We start from the raw sequence: 24,936 nt of genomic DNA, 5'->3' as shown, positions 1-24,936 counted from the left end.
GCACCAGTCGACCGCCAGCCTCGGATTTCTCGCCAATACGGTATTCACGCCTGCCGCAAGTGCGTCGAACGCGGCACGCGCCGGTGGAATGACATCCACAATTAGTCGTCTGCGGCCATCGCCTGCCGCAGGCTCAGCGGCCGCATATCCGTCCATACCGTGTCGATGTATGCCAGGCACTCATCCTTGGAACCCGCCATTCCCACCGACTTCCAACCGTCGGGTATGTCCCGCCCGGCCAGCCAAATGGAGTACTGCTCCTCGCCGTTCACGACGACCACATATGCACTGGACTCGCTCAACGTTTCCCCCGTTAACTTGAGTTGACGAACGGACAGCACCGGCACCGGGCACGACTTGCTCGACCGGCCACCGGCGGGCACTGCGCGCCCACTTTAACGCGTCGGACTCCCGTCCGGGAGATGTATCTCACACGAATTCACCCGGGAAACGGGTAGCAAGAAGATGCCAAGCGGCCTCAGGCAACGCCGCAATACCCCTGGGAAGTCCTCGCCGTGCCGTTCTCGCCGGGCGATTTCCTGTTAGTTAGGCGAATCAAGCGCGGTGGGATGCGTTTCGACCCGTTTCACGACACGGCAGCCCAGCCGGCCGCGCCGGCCCGCAGGGGCATCGCCACGCACTCCGTGCGGCGGGCCGCCGGGAAGGTACCGACCCGGGCGAGGTCGCCAGAGCATGCACGTCAGCGGCCATCTTCCGAAGACGCGGAGCGTCAAACGGGCGTCATGGTGGAGACGCGACGAAGCCGCACGCGGAAGCACCGCAAGACGGTACACCCACCGCCACCCGACCGGCTCCTGCCGGCATCGGGGCCTGAGCCACGCGCACGGCCCACGCCGCCCGCGCGCGTCGGGAGCGGATCCCCCCACCCTCTGCCGGCCCGCCGTCCGACTGCCGTCGGGTGAAGTGGGAGTGGTGGGTACGCGCCCGAACGGGTCGGCGTGGACGAGGTTGCCTCCGCCCCCGCTATGTGGCCAGTTCGATCACGTGGAGCTTGCCCCTCTGCGATTCCGTGACATACGCATGACGGCCATCGGGCGCGATCGCTATGCCGCTGACGTCGTCACCGACGTCGAACGTCGTGGCCACGTCGCCACTCCCGGTGTCGATCACCTGGACCGCGCCGGACTCGTTGCCCACGTAGACACGCCGGCCATCGGGAGCCACGGCCAACGCGGTACTCCTCCCCTCGACCGGGATGGTGTCGCTCACCGTTCGGGTTTCGGCGTCGATCACTGACAACGCATTGGACGCGCCCTGCTCCGCGGCATAGTCCGAAGAGCCCTCGGGAAATCCCGTGGGAGGCGGCATGCTGGGAAAGTGGGCGACGTAGAGGCAACAGCCATCAGGTGCGATCGCCACGTCGGACGGCATCTCCCTGTCGACGGGGACGCGTGCGGCCACGGTGCCCTTCGCCGTGTCGAACACGGAGACGGAGTTCCCGGTCTTGCTGGCTGTTCCGCCCGGGCCGAGAGCGGAATTGGCGATGTAAGCACGACGGCCGTCGCGGGAGAGAACCACGTCACCACGATCTGCATCCGGCAGCGAAGCCCTGGTCTCCACTTCCCGCGCTTTCGTATCGATGACCGCCACCCCGCCTCCCCGGTTGGCGGCATAGACCTGACGGCCGTCGGGAGAGACGGCCAGCGAGTAGAGAGGCCCGCCGTCGACGGCAACGCTGCCGGTCACCCTCCTCCGGGCGGTGTCGATGAACGACACGGCACCCGCGATGAAGCCGCTCGCAACAAAAGCTTGGTGACCGTCCGGGCTCAACCGGATCTCCTTGGGCCCGACAGCCATCGGGATCGTGCCGACCATCTCACCACGGTCGAGATCGACCACCGAGACGCCCTTCTCATCAGCCGTGTAGGCGTACCGACCATCCGGGTCGACCGCTACGGAAAGGGGGCCGCCGCCGACGTCAACGGTGTCGATCACGGTGAGGGACGAGCCGGCATCCTCGCGCCCACGCTCAGATGTCGAGCCGTCGCCGCTCTGCCCCTCTCCATCTGATGCGCACCCCGCAGCAATCACGGCCATGACCAGGACAGCAACCGGAGCCGATCTCGTCACCCGCCGGGGAGCACCCCGTCCAGCCAACGCGGCACCGACGTCAGCACAACGCTCATCAGCCTTCGCTCCCCGGGCGATCCCGAACACAGTCGCTGGCCTCCCTCGCACCACCTGACCGACGGCACACAACGTAGCGCCACTCCCGGGGAGGGGGCCCCGCACAAGTGAACACACGCCAAAGCCGCACCAGATGAGCCCCTCCGGTGGCCTTGCGAACCCGGACAACCCCCGCGGGATGAGTTCCGCTCGGCGACCGCCGCCAGTCCCGGCGTCCCGTAAGCGGGGCATCGCCCGGCGCGGCAAGGAGCCCTCCGGCCGGCTCAGCCGGCACCGCTGGGTGATCGAGCGCACCCTGTCCTCCCTGGGCGGCCGCGTACGCTGCGCCCCTCGGCCGCAGGCCCGGTGCCGGGACTGTCTGCCCGACGTGGCGATGCTGCGGGCCGAGCCCACTGTGTTCGGCCCGGGTCGCATCCGGCCCTGCCGTCTCCCGGCTCGCCGACGCCCTGGCCGGGGCGGGCTCCCGGGCACTGCCGGCCATGTGACGGTACGGAATGAAGTCCGTGAGCGGGCATGGAAGTTGGCTGGCGACGCGGCACCGGACGCGGGTGGCGAGTTGGTCGTGGACATGGACGTCGTGCGGGTCCTGGCCCACCCGATCCGGTGCCGGTCGCGGCCGGTGCGGGCAGAGCGCCGTGCGGAGTAGTCGCCCGCGGCCGCGCAGCAGGCGCCGGAAGTTCTGCTCGCCGTCGCCCTTGCGGCCCGCCGATCCCGGTGGGTCGGTCTGGCGCGCCGGTGTGCCTCGATGACCGCGTGGCTGGCCGGCCACTCCGCCTGGAGGCGGTCGACGGCACGTCCGATGTGGACTCTTGACATGGCTGTCACACGGCAGGACGATGCGGAATACGTTTTCCGGTGTTGCCGGACGACAGATCCCTCACACGCAGAGACACCGTCTGCTCCCCGACGCCACGCGGCTGCCGCAGCAAGCGCCACGCCAGAGACCACTGCGCGCGGTCGGGTGAAGGCCAACGGAGGTCGCGATCGTGACGAGTGCGAAGCCGGGCATCCATCGACTGGCAGGAGTACGTCGAACCTTGGCGCTGCTTGCCGCTGTTCTGATCTTCAGCGTTGCCACCGCGCAACTGGGCGGGGCGGCAACGCAACCGGCCGAGACGGCCGCGCAGTCGGCCGATGCGGCTGACGTCCCACCGAACCCGCTGGAGAAGCCCGGTTGGGATCTCGACCGGCACGACGAGTTCGATGGCAGCCTCGACACCAACCTGTGGATCACGAACTACCTCGAATCCAGAACGCCGAAGTGGCGGGCCGAGGCGCGTTACACCTTCAGGGACAACGCCCTCGTACTGAAGATCGATGACGATCAGCCGACCTACTACAATGACAACCCGATGAAGGTCTCGAGCATCCAGACGGGGCAAAGGACCGGCCTGCACAAGGGTGATCGCTACGATCACTCGATCCCCACCATCATGAAGTATACGCCCCAGTACGGGTACTTCGAAATTCGTGCCAAGTCCAGTGCGAGGTACGGAACTCACACCGCGTTCTGGACGGTCGGGCGACAGGACACCTCAAGCGAGCGCTCAGAGATCGACATCGAGGAGCACGCGCCGGGCAGGCATGGCCTCGAGAGCTTCTACTACAGCCTGCACAAGTGGTCTGACGACAGCCTCCCGGAAGTCCAACACACGATCTACCCCGGGTTCGACCTGACGACGGATTTCCACATCTACGCTCTCGAGTGGACTCCGACCCAGATCAAGCTCTATGTCGACAATGAGCTGAAGGACACGATCAACGCCTCGCCGGCGTACCCGATGGCGTTCCTGCTCAGCATGTACGAGAACGCGGGATGGAACGGCACGGTGAATCCCAACGATCCGGAGCCCAAGGAATTCGTCGTCGACTACTTCCGTGCCTACAAGAAGGCCGACACCGGTGACCTTGTCGATGGCGCCACGTACAAGATCCGGAATGTGGCGACGGGTGGGTATCTGGACTCGGAGGCGGATGACCGCGTGGTCTTGGGTGATGCCACCTCGTACGACGATCAGGACTGGGTCGCCGTGCAGCAGTCGGATGGTGTCTGGTCGTTCCGGAACGCGCGGACGGGGCGGAACTACCTCGATTCGGAGCCGGACGGTGTGGTGATCTGGAATGACGGCTACGTCGGGCCCGATTCGCAGTGGACGCTGGAGTCGGCGTCGGGAGGGTTCCGGCTCGACAACAACCGTTCCGACAGGTCTTACCTGTATGGGACCTCGGCCGGCGAGCTGGGGTGGAACACGGGGTCCACCGACGCCGGCACGGTCTGGGCCTTCGAACGCCAGTAGCATGCCGACCGAGTACGTCCCTCACGTGTCCCCGTCCCCCGGGATCGTGGCGAACCGCTCCAGGGATCCGTCTCGGCCAGGAGCCCCCCTCAGCGTCCCTCGACGACGAAGGCTCTGAGGGCTTCCACGGCGCCCCCGCGGGCCCATTCGGTGAAGGAAGAGGAGAGCATCGGCGTGTCGATGGGGTGGGAGTGACGGAAGCGTCGCTGACTCACGCCCTCGTCGATGTGCCGGCCTCGACGAGGGCGCCCCCGCCGGCGCCGCGTACTCGGTGAGTACCGTCGTCGACGGCGCCGAGACCAGGGATGCCACCACCGCCCTGGACATGCCCTAACCTCGCGTTTTCACGAAGTGGATTGTCCAGGAGTTGATCAGGAACGCGGAAAGTGCCCTTGACCTGCAACGGTAGGACTTGCTGAGGGTCCTGTTGGCTGCAAGGGAAAGAGCACTCTCCAGGTGAGCGAGCTTATCTCGTCGTGCCCGCGTGTCCGTGTCCAGGGAAACGGTCGGCAGGTGGTCTCGCAGGCCGGTGCGGTTCCGCTGACGGAGACGGTCCGCAAGACGGGCCTGGACCAGGCGGTATCCGCGGCGCTGGCGCCCTGGCGGAAGCCGCGGGCCGTCCATGATCCCGGGAAGATCCTCCTGGACCTCGCGTTGGCAGTCGCGATGGGCGGGGACTGTGACACCGCCCTTCGGGCGATCCGCGTCGCAACGACTCATCTGCTTTGCCACCAGCACCACCGGCCAGCCGATCGCCGAACTCGAGCTCCGTCACCGGCTGCGGGTCCGCACGGAGGACCGGATCCGGGCCGCCCGGTCGACCGGCCTGCGGAATCTGCCCCTCAAGCACACCGCCCAGAACCGCGTCTGGCTGGAGATCGCGCAGATCCGCATGGCGAGGCGGCGAGGCGCCCCCGAGGGCCGTGGCGTCCTTGCCGCGATGCTGGCGCTCGGGCTTGTCTTCTGCCTGTTGACCTTCGCCTGGCCGGCCTTCTACAGCATCGTGATCGACAAGGCCCGCGCGCTGTTCAACCACTCTCCGGCCCGCCGCGTCCTGGACGCGCTCGCTGGATCCCTGCTCATCGTCTTCGGCGGCCGTTCCTCGGTGCTTCGTTGCTCGACACCTCGAAGCGTGAAGAACGGCCGCCTTCGCTGTCCCGGGAAGAACTGTCGCCGGGTTTTTGATCTCATCCGTTCAGGACGGCAGGCCCGGAGTGCTGTCAACCGCCGCCGACGCCGCTCATGATGGCGCTGATGATGCCCGGTTGGGTCACGGCGTGAGAGTTTCGGTCGAACAGACCGAACCCGTACTGTCCGTTGAAACCGTTGTCCCAGTAGATGCTGACTGCTCCGTATTTCTTGGCTGTGGCCGCCAGGGTCCGCGCAAAGTCAGCACGGTATGTGTTGCTCGCCGAGTCGAACGACGACTTGTCGATCGCTCCGTATTCGCCGACGACTACCGGATATCCCTTCGTGACGAACCTGTCGTACATCTTCTTCAACTGCCCGTCCAGAAAGTCCTCCTGCCCCCAGGTGGACGTCTTTGACGGATCGGTCGCGGCCGGGCCCCACTGCGTGATGGTTCCGCTTTCCTCTCCGGTGAAGTCCCACGGATCGTAGTAGTGCACGGAGATCATGATCCGGTGCTCATCGCCGGGGATGGAGGGGGACCGATACTCGTCGGTCGGCAGGGCGAAGCCGTAGTCGCCCGCGGTGTAGTCGATGTTCGTGTTCCAGCCGGGGATGAGCAGCCACCGTGAGCTGTTGTTACCGCCGGCCTGCCGCACCGTGTCCACGAAGATCTGGTTGTAGTCGTTTATGTTCGAGTAGCACGGTTGAGTCGGTTGGCCGTACTGGCCGTCGAACTCTTCGTTCATGGATTCCAGGATCAGGTGCTCGTCGTAGCTCTGGAACCTCGACGCGATCTGTTGCCATACCTTCTGGTACTTGTCCTTGATTTCCGTTTGGGAGGACGAGTCACAGATCAGCCAGGAACCGTCGATCGTCTTGAAGCCGTCACCGTGCATGTTGATCACCACGTACATGCCTCGGTTGTAGGCGTAGTCGACGACTTCCTGGACTCTGTTCAGCCAGGATGAGTCGATCGCATAATCTGGGCCAGGCCCTATGTTGCGCAGGTAGGAGACCGGGATCCGGATGGTTTTGAATCCTTCCGCCTGCACCTTGTCGATCAGGGCCTGGGTTATCCTCGGATTGCCCCATGCCGTTTCACTGGGATACCCGTTGGCGTTGGCTTCGAGCTGGTTCCCCAGATTCCAGCCCGCGCCCATATCGGCAACGATCTGCGAAGCGTCCGACGGAGCCGCTGTGCCGGCAGCTGCCTGCTTCGCCGAGCCGCCGCCCATGAACGCGGCCACCGCCAGTAAGACGGCAACGAGGACGGCCTTGACCTTCATTGTTCTTGCAGCCATTGACGTTTCCTCTCTCCAGTGCTCGTCGAATTATCATCGAAGCGCTTCGATCGAATATTCGACGATCCTCGCCCATTTCTTCCGGAGAGAATAGAATCGCGTCACGTCCATGACAACAGCAGGCGACCGCCGGCTACGAGGTCGCCTGGATGTGCGTCTGATACTCGGTGTAGCTCGGATAGCGCCCTGCCATCCACAGGATGCCCAGCCGTTCCCCGGAGCCCAGGCCACGTGGGGCGATGGGCCGGACCTGAGTGACCGTGGAGTCCGCGGTGACGGCCTCCCTCTCCCACGTCGTTCCGCCGCTCGTCGTCGTCCAGCGCTCGATCTCGTTGACGGACCCGATCCGGCGGGAGAGGAGGACTACGGACGGGTTGGTGTGATCGAGCGTGATGCCACCGGAGTAGTTGATCTCACCGGGCTTCTCGGCGATCGTCCCGCCGGCGGCGGTCAGCTCCCGGTCCTCCCAAGCGGTGCCGTTCCACTTCGCGTAGTGGTACCGGTGGTCTGTGTCCGTGGGGAACCGCGCGAAGGTCATGACGGGTAGGCCCTGGCTGTCGACGGCGATGTCGTGAATCCATGACTTCCCGCCGCCCGAGCCGGCGTCGTTCGACGCCACCTTCACGTAGGGCCGCTGGCCGGGAACCGAGGCGAGAGTGGCTGCGTCGGTCCACTGGTCGCCGCCGGTCGTGGTCGACCAGTTCGGGTTGTAGTTCCCGCCCCGCCAGAACAGGTACGGCTTGTTGTTCTCCGCGGAGAGCTCCACCGGGTTGGGGTAGGTGTAGCCGGTACCGGCCGCGGTGATGCACCGCCCGCGGGTCTCTCAACCGGCACCACGCACCGCTGGGAGCCAGCGTGTGGGTCGCCGGGAGAGCTGCCGCGGAAGCCCCGGCGAAGGGATGGAAGGGCCGGTGACCTGGCGTTCGTCCCTGACCATCGGCAGCGCGACGTGAGACGATTCCGTGCGTGTACCAGAACCCGCCCGGTCCCAGACGGGCAGGCCCCACCGGGGGACGGCGCGTCACGCTGCACGACGTGGCACGGGAGGCCGGGGTCTCCTACGCCACCGCCTCGCGGGCCATCCATCCCGGCAGCAGGAAGGTCAACGAGGGCGCGCGCGACCGCGTGCTGGCGGCGGCGGGGAAGCTGAACTACACCCCGAACTTCCCCGCCCGGGCGGTCGCGCACGGCTCCACCATGGCGGTGGCGCTGGTCGTCAGCGATGTGGCCGATCCGTACTTCTCGTCCCTCGCCGCGGGTGCCAGGCGGGCCGCCGACGACGCCGGGCTCTCCCTCACGATGGCCGTCTCGGGCGGCGATCCGGAACGCGAGGTGGAGCTCGTCCGGAAGCTGCGCGGGCAGCGGCCCCGGGCGATCGTGGTGGCCGGCAGCCGCCTCACCGACTGCCCGCACCGTGACGCCCTCGCCGAGGAACTGCGGCTGTTCGAGGGCGCGGGCGGGCGGGCGGTGCTGATCAGCCAGCCCGACCTGCCCTTCCCGACGATCTCGCTGGCCAACGGGGAGTCAGGACAGCGGCTGACGACCGCTCTGGCCGGCCGCGGCTACCGGCGACTGGCGGTGATCCGCGGACCCGACAAGCTGCGGACCTCGCGGGACCGCGCGGACGGGCTCGTGCGCGGCGCGGCGGCCGACGGGATCGTACTCGCGAAGCGGGACGTCATCGAGGCGCCGTTCACGCGCGACGGCGGTTATCAGGCAGCGTTGTCTCTGGTGGAGCGGGGGCTTGGCGGGATCGACGCCGTTGTCGCCGTCAGCGACGTGATGGCCGTTGGCGCCATGTCGGCGCTCCGGGACTCAGGGCTGGCGCCGGGGCGCGACCTCGGAGTCGCCGGATTCGACGACATCCCCATGGCCGTGGATGTCATGCCGATGCTGACGACGGTGGCGGCCCCCCTCGTCGAGATGGGAGCTCGCGCGGTGCGTCTCGCCCTCGGCGACCGGGCAGGCTCACAGACCGAGACGGTCGCGACCGAGGTCGTCATCCGCGACAGCACCCCGCGGCGCCCGTAGCTCGACGTGCCCTGCCTCGTAGGCGACCGCGACTGGTCGCCCGCTGCGGCAGGCGCGGTGCCAGGGGCCGACACGCCTCGGACGCACCGCCCGTCGCCGGCGGACGGGAAGGCCGACGGCCGGGCGACGCCGCTGCGGGCCGTCGGGTAAGGTCACCGCGCTGGTCCGAGGTGACCGGAGAGGAGCAGCCGATGCCCCACGGTGCGCGCCCGACGATCACGCTGCAGGACGTGGCCCGGCGGGCGGGTGTGTCGGTGGCGACCGCCTCGCGCGTGCTCGGCGGCAGCGCCCGTCCGGTCGGCCAGGACTACCGGGAGCGTGTGCTCGCCGCCGCGTCCGAACTGCACTACGTGCCCGACGCGGCCGCCCGCGCGATGCGGCGCGGCAGCGATGCCGTCTGCCTGCTCGCCGACGACATGACGACGCCGACCATCGCGTTGCTGATCGCCGCGATGGAGCGGGCCGCTTCCGCGGCCGACGCCTTCGTCACGGTCTCCTCGACCGGCGGCTCGGTGGCGGGCCAGCTCCGGGCGATCGAGGTGGCCCGGGCCGTACGTCCCCGGGCGCTCGTGCTCACCTCCGGGCGCATCGACGCCGCGGCGCTGGGCGGCCGACTGCTGGACGCCTTGCGGTCGTACGCCGACGACGGCGGCCGCGTGGTCGTCGTCGGCGAGACCGATCTGCCGTTCCCCTGGATCGGCTTCGACAATCGGGGCGGTGCGCGAACCCTCGGCCGCCTGGTCGCCGAGCAGGGACATCGTCGCGTCGCCGTCCTCGGCGGGCCACGCGGGCACTTCAACGCCGACGAGCGGGTAGCCGGGTTCCTCGAAGGGCTCGCCGACTGCCCCGCCCCGGTCACCGACGTCCGCGTCCTGCCCTGCGAGCTCAGCCGCAGCGGCGGCCACCACGCCGCACGCTCCTTGCTCGCCGACGGCACGGTCGTGGACGTGATCATGGCTATCAACGATCTCATCGCGATCGGGGCGCTGGCGGCGCTGAACGCCGCCGATGTGCCGGTGCCCGAGCAGATGTCGGTGGTCGGCTTCGACGACATCCCGCTGGCGGCCGACGTCACCCCCCGTCTCACCACGCTCGCCCTGCCCTTCCAGTGGGTCGGCGCCGAGGCGATCCGCCGGGCCCTCGACACGGACGGCGAGGAGCCGGAGCCACTCCGGGTGGCCGGGACACTCGTGGTCCGGCAGAGCCTCCGGCTTCGCGACGTCGGCTGAGCGGCCGGCGTTACCCCGCCGTGCCGAGCGCACCGCAGCGGCAAACCGCTCGGAAGTTCTCGAAAATCAGCGCATCAGCCTGCGACTTCGCACAGCTTCCGACAGACGTCCGGCACAAACGCACCGGCGAACACCCGGAGCGCTTCGGGCTGCCGGAGACCGGCTCTCCGCAGGAGCCGATCACCGGCCCGGTGTACCGCTTCGATCCGGAGTCCGACTCCATGACGAAGTGGCCGGAGTACTACGACGGCTCATGGCTGATCCTCGAACGCTCCCAGAACTGGTGGCGCGAGGTGCGGCTGCGGCAGGACGCCCACGCCGGCAACGCAGTGCTCAGGGTCAACGACGACTCACCTCCGCTCTCGCGGGGTTGGTCCCTGCACGGTCCCCTCGGCCGGCTCCTCGGTGGGGTGCTCCCCGCGCTCATGAGGTGAGCAGGGCAAGCTCCGCGTTCAAGAGGCCGGTCAGGTAGTCGTGGCGGCCGTCGGTGCGCTGGATGCCCCGGCTCGGGCCCTCGGCGATCATCAGGACGTAGAGGTGAAGCCGGTAGAGCGACAGCCGGATCCGGGCGGCCGCGTCGAACGGCTCCGGGCGGTAACCGCGCAGGAACGGGTGCTCCGGCTCGTCCTCGATCCGCCGGAACAGCGCCGGTGACACCAGATCCAGCAGTGGATCCCCGTAAAGGTAGCGCTCACCGTCGACCAGGCCGGCGAGCCCGCCCGACGGGGACACCAGCACGTTGCCGTCCCACAGGTCGAAGTGCAGCAGGGCCGGACGGGTCACCATGGCCAGCACGTCGTGATGCCGCTCGACCACCCCCTCCAGCGGCGGCAACGGCACGTTCCACTCCGCGGCGTCGGCCCGCAGCGCCGCGACGATGGCGGCAAAGGCGGTCGGCCAGTCCTGTCCGGACGGCCGGTCGCCGGTGTAGCCGAAGTGTGGGCCGGAGATCTCATGCACGGCGGCGACCGCCGCGCCCAACTCGATGCGGGCACGCGGCGCATCCTCGTCGGCGAGCGGGCGGCCCGGCATCAGCGTCGTAATGATCCAGTCGTCGCAGACGGCCAGGACCGACGGCACCGGAACGCCTGGTGCGCGATCGCGCACCAGGCGGAAATACTCCGCCTCGGCCGGGATCAACCCCCTCTCGTATGCGAGCAGGCCAGCCGCCGACGGCGGCCCCACCTTGACCACGACCTCCCGGCCGTCGGCGAGCGCCGCCCGCCAAACGGTGGCGAAAGTGCCGCCGCTCAGCTCGGCAGCATTGACGATGCTGACGGCACCCAGGCCGTCGGCCAGCACCGACTCGACGTCGGCGCGCGACAACGCGGGTTGGGTCGGACTGCGCACCCACCGAGACTAGATCCCTGGGTTCGAGACTCCAACCCGGTGAACCTTCCCGGTCAGAGCACTAGCTAGGGCGTCGTGACGTCGAGGTAGTCGATGTTGGCCAGGCCGCCGGTCGTGGTCGGGTTGAGCCGGATCGTGTTACTGCCCGCAGCGAGCGAGATGGTTGCCGTCTTGATGCCCCACGTGCTCCACGCCCCGGTACCCGGAAATGACACCGTCTGCACCGTCGAGCCGTTCACCACCAGGTCAGCGTGCCGGTCGGTCGTGGTCCCGTTGGCGAATCGCACGCTCACCGTCGCCGTCCCCGCCGTGCTCGCATTGACCGTGAACTGTGCGTACGCACCGGCAGCGTTGTCGCCGTTGCAGAACCCGCTGCCGGAATAGCCCGACCAGTTGGCATCAATCGTGCCCGTGCACACCGCCGGCGAGGTCTCCGCCTCATAACGAGTAGTCGAGCCACCGCCGTTCGGCTGCTCGAAGGCGCCGATGTCCGGAGCGCCGGTGTAGAGCGCGTTCCCCTCGTAGTCACGGCCGCCGTTGCCGGCGATGCTCACGCCACGGTTGACCGCCGGGGAGCCCGCGGCGACTTTGAGCTCGTACGCGGCGGCCAGAGCGGGACCGGTGTCGGGCGTGCCCGAGGGCGCGTCGATCGGGGCGGACACGAACTGCGGATTCGCCACGACGGCCCCGGAGTCTCCGCCGGGGACAGGCAGGGTCGCTCCACCGTAGAGGTTGTTCCTGTAGGTGACGGTGGAGCTGGTCGAGAGGGTGGCGTTCGCCCTGGTCGAGTAGAGGATGTTGTTGCTGATGGCATACCTGGAGTCCAGGTACTTGCCGTAGCCGTAGATCAGATAGTTGCTGGCGTCGTTGTAGAGGGTGTTGTTGTAGATCTGCGCCCTGGCGGCGGCGTCGGAGTGCAGGTAGATCTGGTAGCGGGTGTTGCTGGTGATGACGTTGTAGCGCAGCACGACGTCGCCGAAGGAGAACTGGCACAGCAGGATGCCGTCGCCGTTGCCGTGCACGTAGTTGTATTGCACGACCTGGCCGGTGGTGCCCTTGTCGGCGTCGATGCCGTTGGAGTCGGCCCCGCCCGCCTTCTTCGAGGTGCCGAAGACCTCGTTGGACTGGATCGTGACGTCGTCGGCGAAGTACGTCTCGATGCCGGAGGTGCCGGTCTTGTCCACGACGTTGCGTTCGATCGTGCCACCGCGCACGTCGGTGAAGTAGATGCCGTTACAGCCGTACGCCGTGCCGGCCTGGGTGATGTAGTTGTCCCGGATCGTGAAGTTGGTGTGGGGTTTGAACTTCGTGTCCGTGGCGCTGGCGCGGGTGCCCCATCCGGTCCCGACCGCGCCCGGACTCGAACCCGTGTACTGCTTGACGGAGATTCCGGCGAACGACGTGTTGGAGATCCTCGAGTTTTGGATCACTACGTCGTTGAGGATGGTCGGCGTGCTCGGCGGCGCGGCGATGTTCGGCACGGTGGTGTCGAAGACGATCCCTCCGGTCTTCTTCGACGCGTCCCAACCGGTCCGGAAAGTGATGCCCGGCTTGTTGCCGGCCGTGTCGCCGCCGATCCAGTTCACCTGGCCGGTGACGTCGTGAACGTTGACGGCGTCAATGACGAACCCATCGAGGGTCTGGCTGTTGTTGCCGCCGACGTGAATGCCGCGGAAGTCGCCCAGATTGGCCCCGGGGGTGCCGGTCGGCGGGGCGGTATTGGTCACCTCGAGGTTGCGGATCGTCCAGTACTGCTGGTTGAACAGGCGTACCGCGTCGGCGACCGTGCCGGCGCCGTTGATCCGGGGCTTGGCACCGCTGCCGTAGGAGTCGATCACGATGGGCGAACCCGCTGCCCCGGAGCCCTTTGGCCACAGCTGCCCGGTCCACACGCCACCGGCCTTGAGCAGGATGCGGTCGCCTGCGCCGAAGGTCGTCGCATTGACCTTGCTGAGACTCTTCCACGGATGGGACTGGTCAAGGCCGGTGTTGGAGTCTGCGCCACTGGCGGAGTCCACGTAGTACGTCGTGTTGACCGCCTGGGCGGGAGCCGCAACCCCGACGACAGTGCCGGCCGCGAGAATGGCGACCGCGGCCCAGGCCATGAAGCGGGGAAGAGACGCGAAGCGGGGCGCCGCACAGGAGCGCCGGTTCGAGTGGGGCACCATGACCTCCGTGTGGGGGAGGGAAGTGAACGCCCGCCGGTCGTCCGGAGAGGCGGCGTGAACACGGCAGTTCGCTCAGCCTGTGGGAACGCTCCCAGAAGAGTGAGACTAGATACTCCGCTGATGGGTCGTCAAGGATTATGTCGGCATCCGCTGTTCGTCTCTGTGCGGATTCGAGTGTCATGGGTGCCTCGGATCACCTGTCACGCTGGCCGAGTACGGACCGCTCACGAGCTCGTGCATGGTTGGAGGTGGCACGTCGAGACCTTGATCGCGGATCATGGTTTGCGTGGTGGGGAACCCGATGCGTGCAGCGGTTATTCGCAGTCAGCAGGTCACCGGCCTGAGTTCAGAGGTGATCGCCGAACTCATCGCGGAGGTCGGCCCGTTGTGGCACGAACGACATCAGGCGGCACTCGCTTCGCCTCCGCGGCGGAGGGCTGTCGGCGCCGGGGCCAAGCACAAGCTCGTGTTCGTCGACCGGCTCCTGGCCACGTTGGTTCACCTCCGCCACGGCGTCACCCACGACGTGCTGGCCTGCTGGTTCGGTGTGGACCGCGCCACCATCACGCGTGCGATCGGTGAATGACGGCCGCTCCTGGCCCAGCAGGGCTGCACCATCGCTCCCGGCCTTCGGCTCCGCAGGCTCGCCGAGGTGATCGACCAACCGGACGCAAGGACCGGGACAAGTTCATCTCGGGCAAGAACAAGCAGAACGCTGTCAAGTCCATGGTTTTCACGGACGCGGACGGCCGCCTGCCGTACTGCAGCCCGGCTGAGCCCGCGAGTTGTGCGGACATCACGCATGCTCGCAAGTTAGGGCTGGTCAGAGTCCTGTCCGGCGCTCCTGTGGTGGAGATCCTTGCGGATGCCGGCTACCAGGGCCTGGGTGCCCGGACCGGCGGACGCGCGGTGACGCCGCCACACCGCAAGTTCAAGAAGAACGCCCCGGACTGGTACGAGGAGATCCACGAGCAACGGCGCAAGGCCCATTCCTCGCGCCGTATCCATGTCGAGCACGGCATCGCCCATCTCAAGAACTGGCGAGCTCTCACCCGCCACCACGGTCGACGCGAGCACATGAGCGACATCATCCAAGCGGTCGCCGCACTGCTCTCTCACCAGCGGTCGGTCACCCTCACGACCAATGAACAAGTGTGAACGCCGGGCAGTCTGCACCCGTCGACGTGTCACCTCCAACCATGCACGAGCTCGTTAGGCGGCTTGACCAAACCCATTAAGAGTCCTGGAGGGCTCGCGACCTCGGACGAGCGCCTGCTCGACGTCGCGCCCGGCAGTGGGCACTCACTGTCTCAAACGCCGTGCCGACGCCGCACGCCGTGAGGCCCTCGGCGGCTACCGGCCCGCCGGACCAGGAGGATCCGCGCCCACCAGCCCAGTTCATCGGGGCACTCAGAGCAAGATCAACGAGCGTCAAGATACCTCGGAGAGCGTCATTTCAGCGTCAAGATATCGCCCATACCGCACACAACGCACATCATGCGCATCGCGAAAACCGCAGGTCAGGCGGCCCTTTCGGCCCTTACGAGGATCGCCACACACTCCATGTGGTGGGTCATCGGGAAGAGGTCGAAGGCGCGGAGCCACTTCGGGGTGTAGCCCGCGGTGGCGAAGTACGTCAGGTCCCGGGCCAGGGCCGCCGGGTCGCAGGCGACGTAGGCGATGCGGCGGGGGGCGAGGGTGGTGATGTGGGTGACCACCTCGCGGCCGGCGCCGGTGCGGGGTGGGTCCAGGACCACGAGGTCCGCTTCGGTGATGCCGGTGCGGGGGAGGACGCGGGCGACCTTGCCCTGTTCGATGCGGACGCGGTCGAGGTCGGCGAGGTTGTGGCGGGCGTCGGCGGCGGCGCGTTTGCCCGACTCGACGCCGAGGACCGCGCCCTTGGGGCCGACGCGCTCGGCGAGGGCGCCGGCGAAGAGGCCGACGCCGCAGTAGAGGTCGAGGGCCATGTCGCCCTTCTTCGGCATCAGGCCCGTCATCACGGTTTCGACGAGCAGGTCCGCGCCCTTCGGGTGGACCTGCCAGAAGCCGCCCGCGCCGACGCGCCAGGTGCGGCCCGCGGCGCGTTCGCGGACGAAGTCGCGGCCGTGGACGCGGTGGACGGCGGCGGGGGCGCCGGGGGTGCGGGCGGGCTCGGCGCGGAGGACGGAGACGGGGCGGTCCAGTTCGACCAGGGGGAGCCGGCCGCCCGGGCGGGGGGTGAGGACGACCTGGCGGTCGCCGGAGCCGGTGGCGGCGATGGCCTCGACCGCGGCCAGCTGCGGCCACCTCCGGCTCGGCACGCCGAGCTCCTCGACCTCGGGGGCCGCGATGAGGCAGCGGTCGACGGGCTGCACCTCGTGGGAGCGGTGCCTGCGCAGGCCGGCCCGGCCGTCGGGGTCGATCGCGTAGTGCACCCGGGTCCGCCACGCCGGCACCTCGCCCTTCGGCACCTTGTCGCCCGGCACCGGCTCCACCGTGCCGTCCCACCCCGCGTCCTCGGCGGTGAGCCCCGCGAGCCGGTCCAGCTGCTCGGCGAGCACGTCGGCCTTCAGCCGCCGCTGCGCGCCCGGGGCGACGTGCTGGAAGTCGCAGCCGCCGCACCTGCCGGGGCCGGCGTAGGGGCAGGGCGCCTCGATGCGGTCCTTCGCGGGCTCCAGCACCCGTACGGCGTCCGCGCGCAGGAAGCGTGCGCCGGCGTGCCCCTCGGTGACGCGGGCGACGACCCGCTCGCCGGGCAGCGTGTGGCGTACGAAGAGCACCTGGCCCTCGGCCGTACGGGCGACGCAGTGCCCGCCGTGCGCCACCGGGCCGACCTCGACCTCGTACTCCTCCCCCACGGCGCTCGGGGACGTGGCGGGCGCCTGCGGTTCTTCGGGCACGGGTCGGACTCCTGGGGCAGCGGCGGTCGGGAGGGGGCGGCCGGGACTGCGGCCGGGCGCCAGTCTAGGCGCCGCGCCGTGCCCGTACCGTACGGGCGCCTCCCGGCTCCCCGCACCCGCCGGGCGGCGCCACCCGGGGTGCCCGCGGGCCCGGAGGGTGTGTAGCTTGAACGGAAACGGCCGACATGGCGGAAGGACGCCGCGTGCACATCGTGATCATGGGGTGCGGCCGGGTGGGGTCCACCCTGGCGCGCACGCTGGAGCAGCAGGGGCACACGGTGTCGGTGATCGACCGTGATCCCACCGCCTTCCGGCGGCTCGGCTCCGGCTTCGGCGGGCGCCGGATCACCGGCATCGGCTTCGACCAGGACACGCTCAAGGACGCGGGGATCGAGGAGGCCGGGGCCTTCGCCGCGGTCAGCTCCGGCGACAACTCGAACATCATCGCCGCCCGCGTCGCCCGCGAGATGTTCGGCGTCGAGAACGTCGCGGCCCGTATCTACGACCCCCGCCGCGCCGAGGTCTACCAGCGGCTCGGCATCCCCACGGTCGCCACCGTCCGCTGGACCGCCGACCAGATGCTGCGCCGGCTGCTGCCCGCGGGGGCGGAGCCGCTGTGGCGGGACCCGAGCGGCCGGGTCGAGCTGGCCGAGGTGCACACCTCGGCGGCGTGGATCGGGCACCGGGTGGCCGAGCTGCAGGAGGAGACGGGTGTACGGGTCGCGTTCATCACCCGGCAGGGCGAGGCGGTGCTGCCCACCGCGAAGACGGTGCTGCAGGACGGCGACCTGGTGCATGTGATCATGCGGACCGACGAGGTGGAGCAGGTGGAGGCGGCCTGCGCCAAGGGTCCGGACACGGAGGCCCGACGGTGAGCGGCGCACGCGCGAACGGAGCGGCACAGTGAGGGTGGCTATCGCAGGCGCGGGCGCGGTCGGCCGCTCGATCGCGGGTGAGCTGCTGGACAACGGGCACGAGGTCCTGCTCATCGACAAGACGCCCACCGCCATCGCCGTGGAGCGGGTGCCGCGGGCGGAGTGGCTGCTCGCCGACGCCTGCGAGATCGCCTCGCTGGACGAGGCCGCGCTGCAGCGCTGCAGCGTGGTCATCGCGGCCACCGGCGACGACAAGGTGAACCTCGTCGTGTCGCTGCTCGCCAAGACCGAGTACGGCGTGCCGCGCGTGGTCGCCCGGGTCAACAACCCGCGGAACGAGTGGCTCTTCAACGAGGCGTGGGGCGTGGACGTCGCCGTCTCCACGCCCCGGCTGATGTCCGCGCTGGTGGAGGAGGCGGTCAGCGTCGGCGACCTGGTCCGGCTACTGCGCTTCAGCCACGGCGACGCGAACCTCGTCGAGCTGACCCTGCCGGAGGAGTCGGCGCTCACGGGCACCACCGTCGGCGACGTCGACTGGCCCGCGGACACCACGCTGGTGACCATCATCCGCGGCAGCACGGTCCTCACCCCGAAGCCGGACGACACCCTGGAGGCGGGCGACGAGCTGCTCTTCGTCGCCGCGCAGTCCCGCGAGGAGCAGCTGGAGGAGCTGCTTTCCGTACGGCGCGAAGGCTGACCCGGCGGCGGCGCGGCCGGGCACGAGCAAGGGCGGGGGCTACTCCCGCTCTGCCGCCTGGCGCTGTTTCTTCCGCTCCTCCTCCGCCTTCTCCTCCGCCTCCATCTCCGCGATCACGTCGATCGGCGGCGGCGCCTGCTTGAGGAAGATGTACGTGAGCGTGACCGCCAGCAGCAGCGGCGGGATCTTCAGCGCCACGATCACCCAGCCGAACTCCTTGGGGTCGGCCCAGAAGTACAGCGGGAAGAGGATCGCGGACTTGGTCAGGAAGATCAGGCCCCAGGCGTAGCTGGCCTTCGAGTACGCCTTCTTGCGGCCGGGGTTGCGGGTGCGCCAGGACAGGTTCTCGCGGAACAGCGGCCCGAGGATCAGCCCGATCAGCGGCATGCCCGCGAGCGTGCTGAGGATGTACGCCAGGGCCAGGCCGAGGCCGTAGAGCAGGCCGGGGAGGTAGAAGTCCTTGGCGTTGCCGGTCATCATCGCGAAGGCGACGCCGATGGCCACGCCGAAGACGCCGCTGAAGGCGTGCTTGAGGGTGCCGCGGGTGACCAGCCGGGAGAAGCCCAGGAGCAGCGCGACCGCGAGCGCGGCCAGCGCGGACGGCCTGACCTCCGAGCCGATGGTGTAGACGAGCACGAAGACGAGCCCGGGGACCGTGGTCTCGACCATGCCGCGGACGCCGCCGAACGCCTCGGCCATCGCGGCCTGGGTGACGGCGTGCGAGTCGCCCTGCGGTACGTCGGAGGCGTCCCCGCCGGCATCGGCCCCGGGGGCGGACCCGGCAGCGGGCGCGGCCGCGGCCCCGGGCGGGCCGGCGCCGGTCGTGCCGGGCCCGCCGGCGCGGTCGTCGGCCGGCTTCTCGAATGACGTCACCGCTGCTCCTGTCCGAGGGGTCGCAGTTCGTACTTGGGGTTGAAGAGCACCCGCCGGCCGCGGCTCATGGCGATGCGGCCGGAGGCGGTCAGGCTGCGGCCCGGCTCGATGCCGGTGATGGCGCGGCGGCCCAGCCAGACCAGGTCGAGCGAGTCGGTGCCGTCGAACAGCTCCGCCTGAAGTGCGGGGACGCCGGCGCGCGGCTGCAGCGTGACGGTGCGGAGACTGCCGGTGACGGTGACCACGGCGCGGTCGTGGCACTGCCGGATGGGTGTGACCTCCGCGGTGTCCTCGTCGGGCGGCAGGCTGTCCTCCGCCGGCGGCTCTGCGGCGCCGGTGAGGCGGCCCAGCAGCCGGCGAAGCGGGCCGGCGGGTCGGTCGGCGCTGCGGGCGGGGTCCATGTCCGCAGGGTACCCGTCCGGGGCGGTCCGTTTCACTGCTCGAAGCGGTAGCCCATGCCCGGCTCGGTGACGAAGTGGCGCGGGTGGGCGGGGTCGGCCTCCAGCTTGCGGCGCAGCTGGGCCATGTAGACCCGCAGGTAGTTGGTCTCCGTGCCGTACGAGGGGCCCCAGACCTCTTGGAGGAGCTGCTTCTGGCTGACCAGCCGGCCCGCGTTGCGTACGAGCACTTCGAGCAGGTGCCACTCGGTGGGCGTGAGGCGTACGTCGGCGCCGTCGCGGTTGACCTTCTTGGCGGCGAGGTCGACGGTGAAGGTGCCCGTGGTGACCACGGCCGGGTCGCCGGCGGGCGCGGACGGCTCGGCGCGCCGGACGGCGGCGCGCAGCCGGGCGAGCAGCTCGTCCATGCCGAAGGGCTTGGTCACGTAGTCGTCGGCGCCCGCGTCGAGGGCCTCGACCTTCTCGTCGGAGCTGTGCCGGGCGGAGAGCACCAGGATCGGCACCCGGGTCCAGCCGCGGATGCCGCGGATGACGTCGACGCCGTCCATGTCGGGCAGGCCGAGGTCCAGGACGATCACGTCGGGGCGGCGGTCGGCGGCGAGCTTGAGCGCGGTGGCGCCGTCCTGGGCGGCGTCCACCTCGTACGCGCGCGCCTTGAGGTTGATGACCAGGGCGCGCACGATCTGCGGCTCGTCGTCGACCACGAGCACCCGGTGCATGGCTGCCGCCTTTCGTTCCAGTCGTTCCAGCGGGGGTGTGCGGGGGTACGGACCCGGGGGCGCCCCGGCGGCGCGTGCGGCCGGACGGCAGCCGCTCGCGGCCGGGCCGGCGGCCTCTGCGGCCGGGTCTGCGGCGTCACGTCGTCGCCTGGGCCGGCAGCTCGGCCGGCGCCGGTGTGCCGCGGCCGGGCGCCGCCCGCAGCGTGAGCACCATGGTCAGCCCGCCGCCCGGGGTGTCCTCGGCGATGAGGGTGCCGCCCAGCGCCTCGGCGAAGCCGCGGGCGACCGCGAGCCCGAGGCCCACGCCGGCGCCGCGCGGCGCGTCCCCGTAGCGCTGGAAGGGCTCGAAGATGCGGTCCTTGCCGCTGTCGGGGACGCCGGGCCCGCGGTCGGCCACGCGCAGCTCCACCCGGTCGCCGAGGGCGCTCGCCTGCACCAGGACGGGCGTGCCGGGCGGACTGTACTTGACCGCGTTCTCGACGACGTTCGCCACCGAGCGCTCCAGCAGCCCGGCGTCGACGGTGACCATCGGCGTGGTCTCGGGGACCCGCAGCGTCACGCTGCCCTCCGGCACCCCGGCCAGCGCCTTCGGCACCACCTCGTCGAGGTCCACCTCGCGCGGCAGCGGCGTGACGGTGCCGGTCTGCAGCCGGGACATGTCGAGCAGGTTGCCGACGAGGGCGTCCAGCCGGTCGGCGCCGTCCTCGATGGCGGCGAGCAGCTCCGCCTCGTCCTCCGGGGACCAGGCCACGTCGTCGGAGCGCAGCGAGGTGACGGCGGCCTTGATGGCGGCGAGCGGGGTGCGCAGGTCGTGGCTGACCGCGGCGAGGAGCGCGGTGCGGATGCGGTTGCCCTCGGCCAGCTTGCGGGCCTCCACGGCTTCGGCGGCCAGCCGCTGCCGTTCCAGTACGACGGCGGCCTGGGCGGCGAACGCGCCGAGGACGCGGCGGTCGGCGGCGGGCAGCTTGCGGCCGGTGAGCGCCAGCGCCATGCCGTCGCCGACGGGCATGTCGGCGTCGGCGTCGTCGGGGTTGGCCGTCCCGCCGGCGTCGCCGTCGCTGCCGACGCAGCCCACGCACGTCCAGCCGTCCTCGTCGCGCTGCCGCTCGAAGAGCGACACGGACTCCATGCCGAACGTCTCGCGCACCCGGTCCAGCAGCGATTCGAGCGACGCCTCGCCGCGCAGCACGCTGCCCGCGAGCAGCGACATCACCTCGGACTCGGCGCGCAGCCGGGCGGCCTGGGAGGTGCGGCGGGCGGCGAGGTCGACGACGGACGCCACCGCGACGGCGACCCCGAAGAAGACGCCGAGGGCGACGATGTTACGCACGTCGGCGATGGTGAAGGTCTCCACCGGCGGGGTGAGGTAGTAGTTCAGCAGCAGCGAGCCGACGGCGGCGGACGCCAGCGCCGGCAGGGTGCCGCCGAGGAGGGCCGCCAGCACGGTGGCGAAGAGGAACAGCAGCACCTCGTTGGCCAGCCCGAGGCCCCGGTCGAGCCGCAGCATCACCCAGGTGAGCAGCGCGGGCCCGGTCAGTCCTGACAGCCAGCCGGCGGCGATACGGCCGCGGCCGAGGCGCGCGCCGCGGGACAGCGGCAGCCCGCGGCCCTTGGCGACCTCGCCGTGGGTGACGATGTGCACGTCGAGGTCCGGCCCGGACTCGCGGGCCACGGTGGCGCCGACCCCGGGGCCGAAGACGTACTGCCACGCCTTGCGGCGGCTGGAGCCCAGCACGATCTGGGTGGCGTTGACACCCCGCGCGAACTCCAGCAGGGCGTCCGGCACGTCGTCGCCGATGACGTGGTGGAACGTACCGCCCAGATCCTCGACGAGGGTGCGCTGGACGGCCAGCTCCTCGGGGGAGGCGGTGGTGAGGGGGGTGAGGCCGTCGCTGTGGGCGATGTAGACGGCCATGATCTCGCCGCCCGCGCCCTTGGTCGCCAGCCGGGCGCCGCGGCGGATGAGGGTACGGCCCTCGGGGCCGCCGCTGAGGCCGACCACGATGCGCTCGCGGGCCTGCCAGGTGTCGCGTATGTGGTGTTCGGTGCGGTACTCGCGCAGGTAGTCGTCGACGCGGTCGGCGACCCACAGCAGGGCCAGCTCGCGCAGGGCGGTGAGGTTGCCGGGGCGGAAGTAGTTGGACAGCGCGGCGTCGATCCTGCCGGGGTCGTAGATGTTGCCGTGGGCCATGCGGCGGCGCAGCGCCTCGGGCGACATGTCGACAAGCTCGATCTGGTCGGCGCGGCGGACCACGGCGTCCGGGACGGTCTCGCGCTGCCGTACGCCGGTGATGTTCTCCACGACGTCCCCCAGCGACTCCAGGTGCTGGATGTTGACGGTCGAGATGACGTCGACGCCCGCGTGCAGCAGCACCTTGATGTCCTGCCAGCGCTTCTCGTTGCGGGAGCCGGGCACGTTGGAGTGCGCCATCTCGTCCACGAGCACGACGGCGGGGCGGCGGGCGAGGACGGCGTCCACGTCCATCTCGGTGAACCGCGTGCCGCGGTAGTCCAGCTCCCGGCGCGGTATCTGCTCCAGGCCGTGCAGCAGCACCTCGGTGCGCGGCCGGCCGTGGTGCTCGACGAAGCCGACGACGACGTCCGTGCCGCGCTCCAGCCGGCGGTGCGCCTCGGAGAGCATCGCGTAGGTCTTGCCGACGCCCGGCGCGGCGCCCAGGTAGATCCGCAGCTTGCCCCGTGTCATGACTCGATTGTCCGTCCGCTTCCGTGCGTGTGGCACCGTCGAGCGTACGGCCGCGGGGCGGGGGCGTGCGCCCGGCGCGGGGGGCGCGCGGCGGACCTTGACGTATCCCTGACGGGGGGCCGGGACCGGGGGCGGGGGTGCGGGCGGAGGGGTGGGCGGGTGCGGGTGGGGTACGGGCCGGGTGGGCGCCGGCCGCCGGGAGGTCGGCCCCCGGCCCGGGCCGCCGGCCCGGGTCACCGGGTCAGGTGGCGGACGGTTGCGGGGACGCCGCCGGGGCCGTGCCCGCGTCGTCCGCGTGGTCGGTGATCGTCCCGTCGCGCAGCTCCAGCACCCGGTCCGCGACGTCCAGCAGCGCCGCGTCGTGCGTGGCCACCAGCGCCGTGACGTTCTCGCCGCGCACCACCGCCCGCAGCAGCTCCATCACCGCGTGCCCCGTCTCCGCGTCCAGCTGCCCCGTCGGCTCGTCCGCGATGATCAGCGCCGGCTTGTTCGCCAGCGCCCGGGCGATGGCCACCCGCTGCTGCTGCCCGCCGGACAGCTCCCCGGGCCGCTGCGAGGCGTGGTCCGCCAGCCCGACCAGCGCGAGCAGCAGCTCCACCCGCTCCTCCCGCTCCCGCGGCGGCACCTTGCGCAGCCGCATCGGCACCCCGACGTTCTCGGCCGCGGACAGGATCGGGATCAGCCCGAACGACTGGAAGACCAGCCCGATCCGGTCCCGCCGCAGCCGCAGCAGCTCCGCCTCGCCGAGCCCGGACAGCGCGACGCCGTCCAGCTCGATACCGCCGGAGTCGGCGACGTCGAGCCCCGCGACGAGGTTCAGCAGCGTGGTCTTGCCGGAGCCCGAGCGGCCCTTCAGCGCCACCAGCTCGCCGCGCGGCACCCGCAGCGACACCCCGCGCAGGGCGTGCACGGCGGTGGCGCCGCTGCCGTACGTGCGGTGCAGGTCCCGGACGACGACCATGGCGCGGTCGCCGCGACGGTCGCCGTCGCGGTCGCCGGCCGCGCCCCGATCCCGTACCGCCGCGGCGTCTCTGCCGGTGTCCTCGCTCATGCGTCCTCCCCCTCGTCGTGCGCTTCACCCGCGTCGTGCGTCCGGCCCGCGTCGTGCGCTTCGCCGGGCTGCCCGCCGGCCCGCCAGACCCCCACGTGGTCAGGCTCCGCGGTCAGCCGCACCCGCCGCCGCAGACCGTACCGCTCGACGTACTCGCGCGGCAGCTGCAGCCTGCCGACGCGGTCGAGCACGGCGTACTCGGCGGCCGTCAGCTCCCCGTCCCGCAGCGTCTCGGCGGCGGTGCGCCCGTCGCGGATCTGCACCGTGCGGCGCACCTGGCGGGAGACCAGCGGGTCGTGGGTGACGACGAGCACGGTGGCGCCCAGCTCCCCGTTGGCCCGGCGCAGCGCCGCGAAGACCTGTTCGCCGCTCGCGGTGTCCAGCTCCCCGGTCGGCTCGTCGGCCAGCAGCACCCGCGGCCGGTTCGCGGCGGCGACGGCGACGGCGACGCGCTGCTGCTCGCCGCCGGACAGCTCCGCGGGACGCCGGTGCGCGCAGTCGCCGACGCCGAGCGCGTCGAGGAGGTCCGCGGCCCGGCCCGGCCGCTCGCGGCGGGGGGTACGGGCGTACGCCATGGGCAGCGCGACGTTCTCCAGGGCGGTCAGGTACGGCAGCAGGTTGCGGGCGGCCTGCTGCCAGACGAAGCCGACGGTGCGGCGGCGGTACGCGAGGCGCTCGCGGCGGCCCATGGCGAGCAGGTCGTGCCCGGCGACGCGGGCGCGCCCTGCGGTGGGCACGTCGAGGCCGGCGAGGATGCCGAGCAGGGTGGACTTGCCGGAGCCGGAGGCGCCGACGAGCGCGGTCATCTCGCCCTCGGCGACGGCGAGGTCGAGGCCCTGGAGGGCCTGCACCTAGACGCCTTCGGCGTGGAAGATGCGCACGAGGTTGTCGCAGTCGACGAGGGGGCGGTCGCCGCCGGGCGCGGGCGCCCGCCGGGCGCCGCGCTCCAACTCGGCGAGATCGGGGGCGGGGGCCGGGGTGCGGGGTGCGGTCACGCGGACCTCCTGGGCCGGGTCCGGGGCGGTCGGGACACGAGGCGGGGGCGGGTGCGGGGCGGCGCGGGGGTGGGGGGGGCGGGCACGCGG

At 70.6% G+C, this 24,936-nt stretch carries 20 protein-coding genes and 6 pseudogenes; 12 read left to right on the top strand and 14 right to left on the bottom strand.

All coding sequences use genetic code 11. The features are described from left to right. Positions 1-101 precede the first annotated feature (101 nt). Together ABD317_RS02820 and ABD317_RS02815 are read right to left on the bottom strand one after the other, a co-directional pair. Positions 102-338, bottom strand: a complete 237-nt coding sequence (locus ABD317_RS02820) for an MbtH family protein (protein ID WP_425582252.1) — start codon at positions 336-338, stop codon at positions 102-104. Between the two features lie 646 nt (positions 339-984). Next, a complete protein-coding gene (locus ABD317_RS02815) occupies positions 985-2,058 on the bottom strand; it encodes a beta-propeller fold lactonase family protein (protein WP_344287459.1) in 1,074 nt (357 codons plus the stop codon). A gap of 307 nt (positions 2,059-2,365) precedes the next feature. Here ABD317_RS02815 and ABD317_RS02810 point away from each other — a divergent pair. The 5 genes and pseudogenes from ABD317_RS02810 to ABD317_RS02790 all read left to right on the top strand — a co-directional run. Then, positions 2,366-2,482, top strand: a pseudogene (locus ABD317_RS02810) (IS5/IS1182 family transposase); the annotation flags it as partial. An 18-nt stretch (positions 2,483-2,500) separates the two neighbouring features. Then, a pseudogene (locus ABD317_RS02805) lies at positions 2,501-2,743 on the top strand (IS1380 family transposase); the annotation flags it as partial. Between the two features lie 391 nt (positions 2,744-3,134). Continuing rightward, positions 3,135-4,445 (top strand): family 16 glycosylhydrolase, encoded by a 1,311-nt coding sequence (locus tag ABD317_RS02800; protein WP_344287457.1) that lies wholly within the window; start codon positions 3,135-3,137, stop codon positions 4,443-4,445. A gap of 456 nt (positions 4,446-4,901) precedes the next feature. Further along, a pseudogene (locus tag ABD317_RS02795) lies at positions 4,902-5,150 on the top strand (transposase); the annotation flags it as partial. After that, positions 5,125-5,691, top strand: a complete 567-nt coding sequence (locus ABD317_RS02790) for a hypothetical protein (protein ID WP_344287508.1) — start codon at positions 5,125-5,127, stop codon at positions 5,689-5,691. The pseudogene ABD317_RS02795 and the gene ABD317_RS02790, both read left to right, overlap by 26 nt. Here ABD317_RS02790 and ABD317_RS02785 read toward each other — a convergent pair. Next, a complete protein-coding gene (locus ABD317_RS02785) occupies positions 5,666-6,877 on the bottom strand; it encodes a glycoside hydrolase family 5 protein (RefSeq protein ID WP_344287455.1) in 1,212 nt (403 codons plus the stop codon). The genes ABD317_RS02790 and ABD317_RS02785 overlap by 26 nt on opposite strands. A gap of 133 nt (positions 6,878-7,010) precedes the next feature. Further along, positions 7,011-7,643, bottom strand: coding sequence for a BNR-4 repeat-containing protein (locus ABD317_RS02780; protein WP_344287453.1), 633 nt, complete (start codon positions 7,641-7,643; stop codon positions 7,011-7,013). Positions 7,644-7,912: 269 nt separating this feature from the next. On the opposite strand from ABD317_RS02780, the gene ABD317_RS02775 reads away from it, so the two are divergent. The 3 genes from ABD317_RS02775 (at position 7,913) to ABD317_RS02765 (ending at position 10,571) form a co-directional block, all read left to right on the top strand. Beyond that, positions 7,913-8,908, top strand: a complete 996-nt coding sequence (locus tag ABD317_RS02775; RefSeq protein WP_344287451.1) for a LacI family DNA-binding transcriptional regulator — start codon at positions 7,913-7,915, stop codon at positions 8,906-8,908. A gap of 191 nt (positions 8,909-9,099) precedes the next feature. Continuing rightward, complete coding sequence (locus ABD317_RS02770; protein WP_344287449.1) at positions 9,100-10,137, top strand: LacI family DNA-binding transcriptional regulator; 1,038 nt, start codon at positions 9,100-9,102, stop codon at positions 10,135-10,137. A 221-nt stretch (positions 10,138-10,358) separates the two neighbouring features. After that, positions 10,359-10,571: a hypothetical protein gene (locus ABD317_RS02765; protein WP_344287447.1), complete on the top strand. Its 213-nt coding sequence runs from the start codon at positions 10,359-10,361 to the stop codon at positions 10,569-10,571. Here ABD317_RS02765 and ABD317_RS02760 read toward each other — a convergent pair. From ABD317_RS02760 to ABD317_RS37695, 3 genes and pseudogenes are all read right to left on the bottom strand, one after another. Next, positions 10,561-11,487, bottom strand: coding sequence for a phosphotransferase family protein (locus ABD317_RS02760; protein WP_344287445.1), 927 nt, complete (start codon positions 11,485-11,487; stop codon positions 10,561-10,563). The two genes, ABD317_RS02765 and ABD317_RS02760, sit on opposite strands and share 11 nt — an antisense overlap. A gap of 71 nt (positions 11,488-11,558) precedes the next feature. After that, a pseudogene (locus ABD317_RS37700) lies at positions 11,559-11,975 on the bottom strand (carbohydrate-binding protein); the annotation flags it as partial. Positions 11,976-12,230: 255 nt separating this feature from the next. Continuing rightward, a pseudogene (locus ABD317_RS37695) lies at positions 12,231-13,592 on the bottom strand (right-handed parallel beta-helix repeat-containing protein); the annotation flags it as partial. 349 nt (positions 13,593-13,941) lie between these two features. On the opposite strand from ABD317_RS37695, the gene ABD317_RS02750 reads away from it, so the two are divergent. Both ABD317_RS02750 and ABD317_RS02745 read left to right on the top strand, forming a co-directional pair. Next, the gene (locus ABD317_RS02750) at positions 13,942-14,241 is read left to right on the top strand and encodes a helix-turn-helix domain-containing protein (protein ID WP_344287441.1); all 300 of its coding nucleotides are present in this window, start codon (positions 13,942-13,944) and stop codon (positions 14,239-14,241) included. Beyond that, complete coding sequence (locus ABD317_RS02745; protein WP_344287439.1) at positions 14,238-14,813, top strand: transposase family protein; 576 nt, start codon at positions 14,238-14,240, stop codon at positions 14,811-14,813. Before ABD317_RS02750 ends, ABD317_RS02745 begins: the two co-directional genes overlap by 4 nt. Positions 14,814-15,175: 362 nt before the next feature. On the opposite strand, the gene ABD317_RS02740 is transcribed toward ABD317_RS02745, so the two are convergent. Beyond that, positions 15,176-16,534 (bottom strand): class I SAM-dependent RNA methyltransferase, encoded by a 1,359-nt coding sequence (locus ABD317_RS02740; protein WP_344287437.1) that lies wholly within the window; start codon positions 16,532-16,534, stop codon positions 15,176-15,178. 203 nt (positions 16,535-16,737) lie between these two features. Between ABD317_RS02740 and ABD317_RS02735 the strand changes: the two genes are divergently transcribed. Further along, on the top strand, positions 16,738-17,409 hold the full coding sequence (locus ABD317_RS02735) for an NAD-binding protein (RefSeq protein ID WP_027752576.1): 672 nt from the start codon (positions 16,738-16,740) through the stop codon (positions 17,407-17,409). 28 nt (positions 17,410-17,437) lie between these two features. Beyond that, positions 17,438-18,106, top strand: coding sequence for a potassium channel family protein (locus tag ABD317_RS02730; protein WP_344287435.1), 669 nt, complete (start codon positions 17,438-17,440; stop codon positions 18,104-18,106). A gap of 39 nt (positions 18,107-18,145) precedes the next feature. Here ABD317_RS02730 and ABD317_RS02725 read toward each other — a convergent pair whose 3' ends face one another. The 6 genes and pseudogenes from ABD317_RS02725 to ABD317_RS02700 form a co-directional block, all read right to left on the bottom strand. Beyond that, a complete protein-coding gene (locus tag ABD317_RS02725; protein WP_344287433.1) occupies positions 18,146-18,979 on the bottom strand; it encodes a DUF3159 domain-containing protein in 834 nt (277 codons plus the stop codon). Further along, positions 18,976-19,380, bottom strand: a complete 405-nt coding sequence (locus tag ABD317_RS02720; RefSeq protein ID WP_344287431.1) for an OB-fold nucleic acid binding domain-containing protein — start codon at positions 19,378-19,380, stop codon at positions 18,976-18,978. Before ABD317_RS02720 ends, ABD317_RS02725 begins: the two co-directional genes overlap by 4 nt. 32 nt (positions 19,381-19,412) lie before the next feature. Then, positions 19,413-20,096, bottom strand: coding sequence for a response regulator (locus ABD317_RS02715; RefSeq protein WP_027752580.1), 684 nt, complete (start codon positions 20,094-20,096; stop codon positions 19,413-19,415). 136 nt (positions 20,097-20,232) lie between these two features. Next, the gene (locus ABD317_RS02710) at positions 20,233-22,800 is read right to left on the bottom strand and encodes a DUF4118 domain-containing protein (RefSeq protein WP_344287427.1); all 2,568 of its coding nucleotides are present in this window, start codon (positions 22,798-22,800) and stop codon (positions 20,233-20,235) included. Positions 22,801-23,041: 241 nt separating this feature from the next. Beyond that, positions 23,042-23,851: an ABC transporter ATP-binding protein gene (locus tag ABD317_RS02705; RefSeq protein WP_425582250.1), complete on the bottom strand. Its 810-nt coding sequence runs from the start codon at positions 23,849-23,851 to the stop codon at positions 23,042-23,044. Beyond that, a pseudogene (locus tag ABD317_RS02700) lies at positions 23,848-24,846 on the bottom strand (ABC transporter ATP-binding protein). The gene ABD317_RS02705 and the pseudogene ABD317_RS02700 overlap by 4 nt, the downstream one beginning before the upstream one ends. Positions 24,847-24,936: the final 90 nt, after the last annotated feature.

This window comes from Streptomyces synnematoformans, assembly GCF_039531005.1.
GTDB classification, from domain to species: Bacteria; Actinomycetota; Actinomycetes; order Streptomycetales; family Streptomycetaceae; genus Streptomyces; species Streptomyces synnematoformans.
This window is presented reverse-complemented; position numbering and strand designations above follow the sequence as displayed.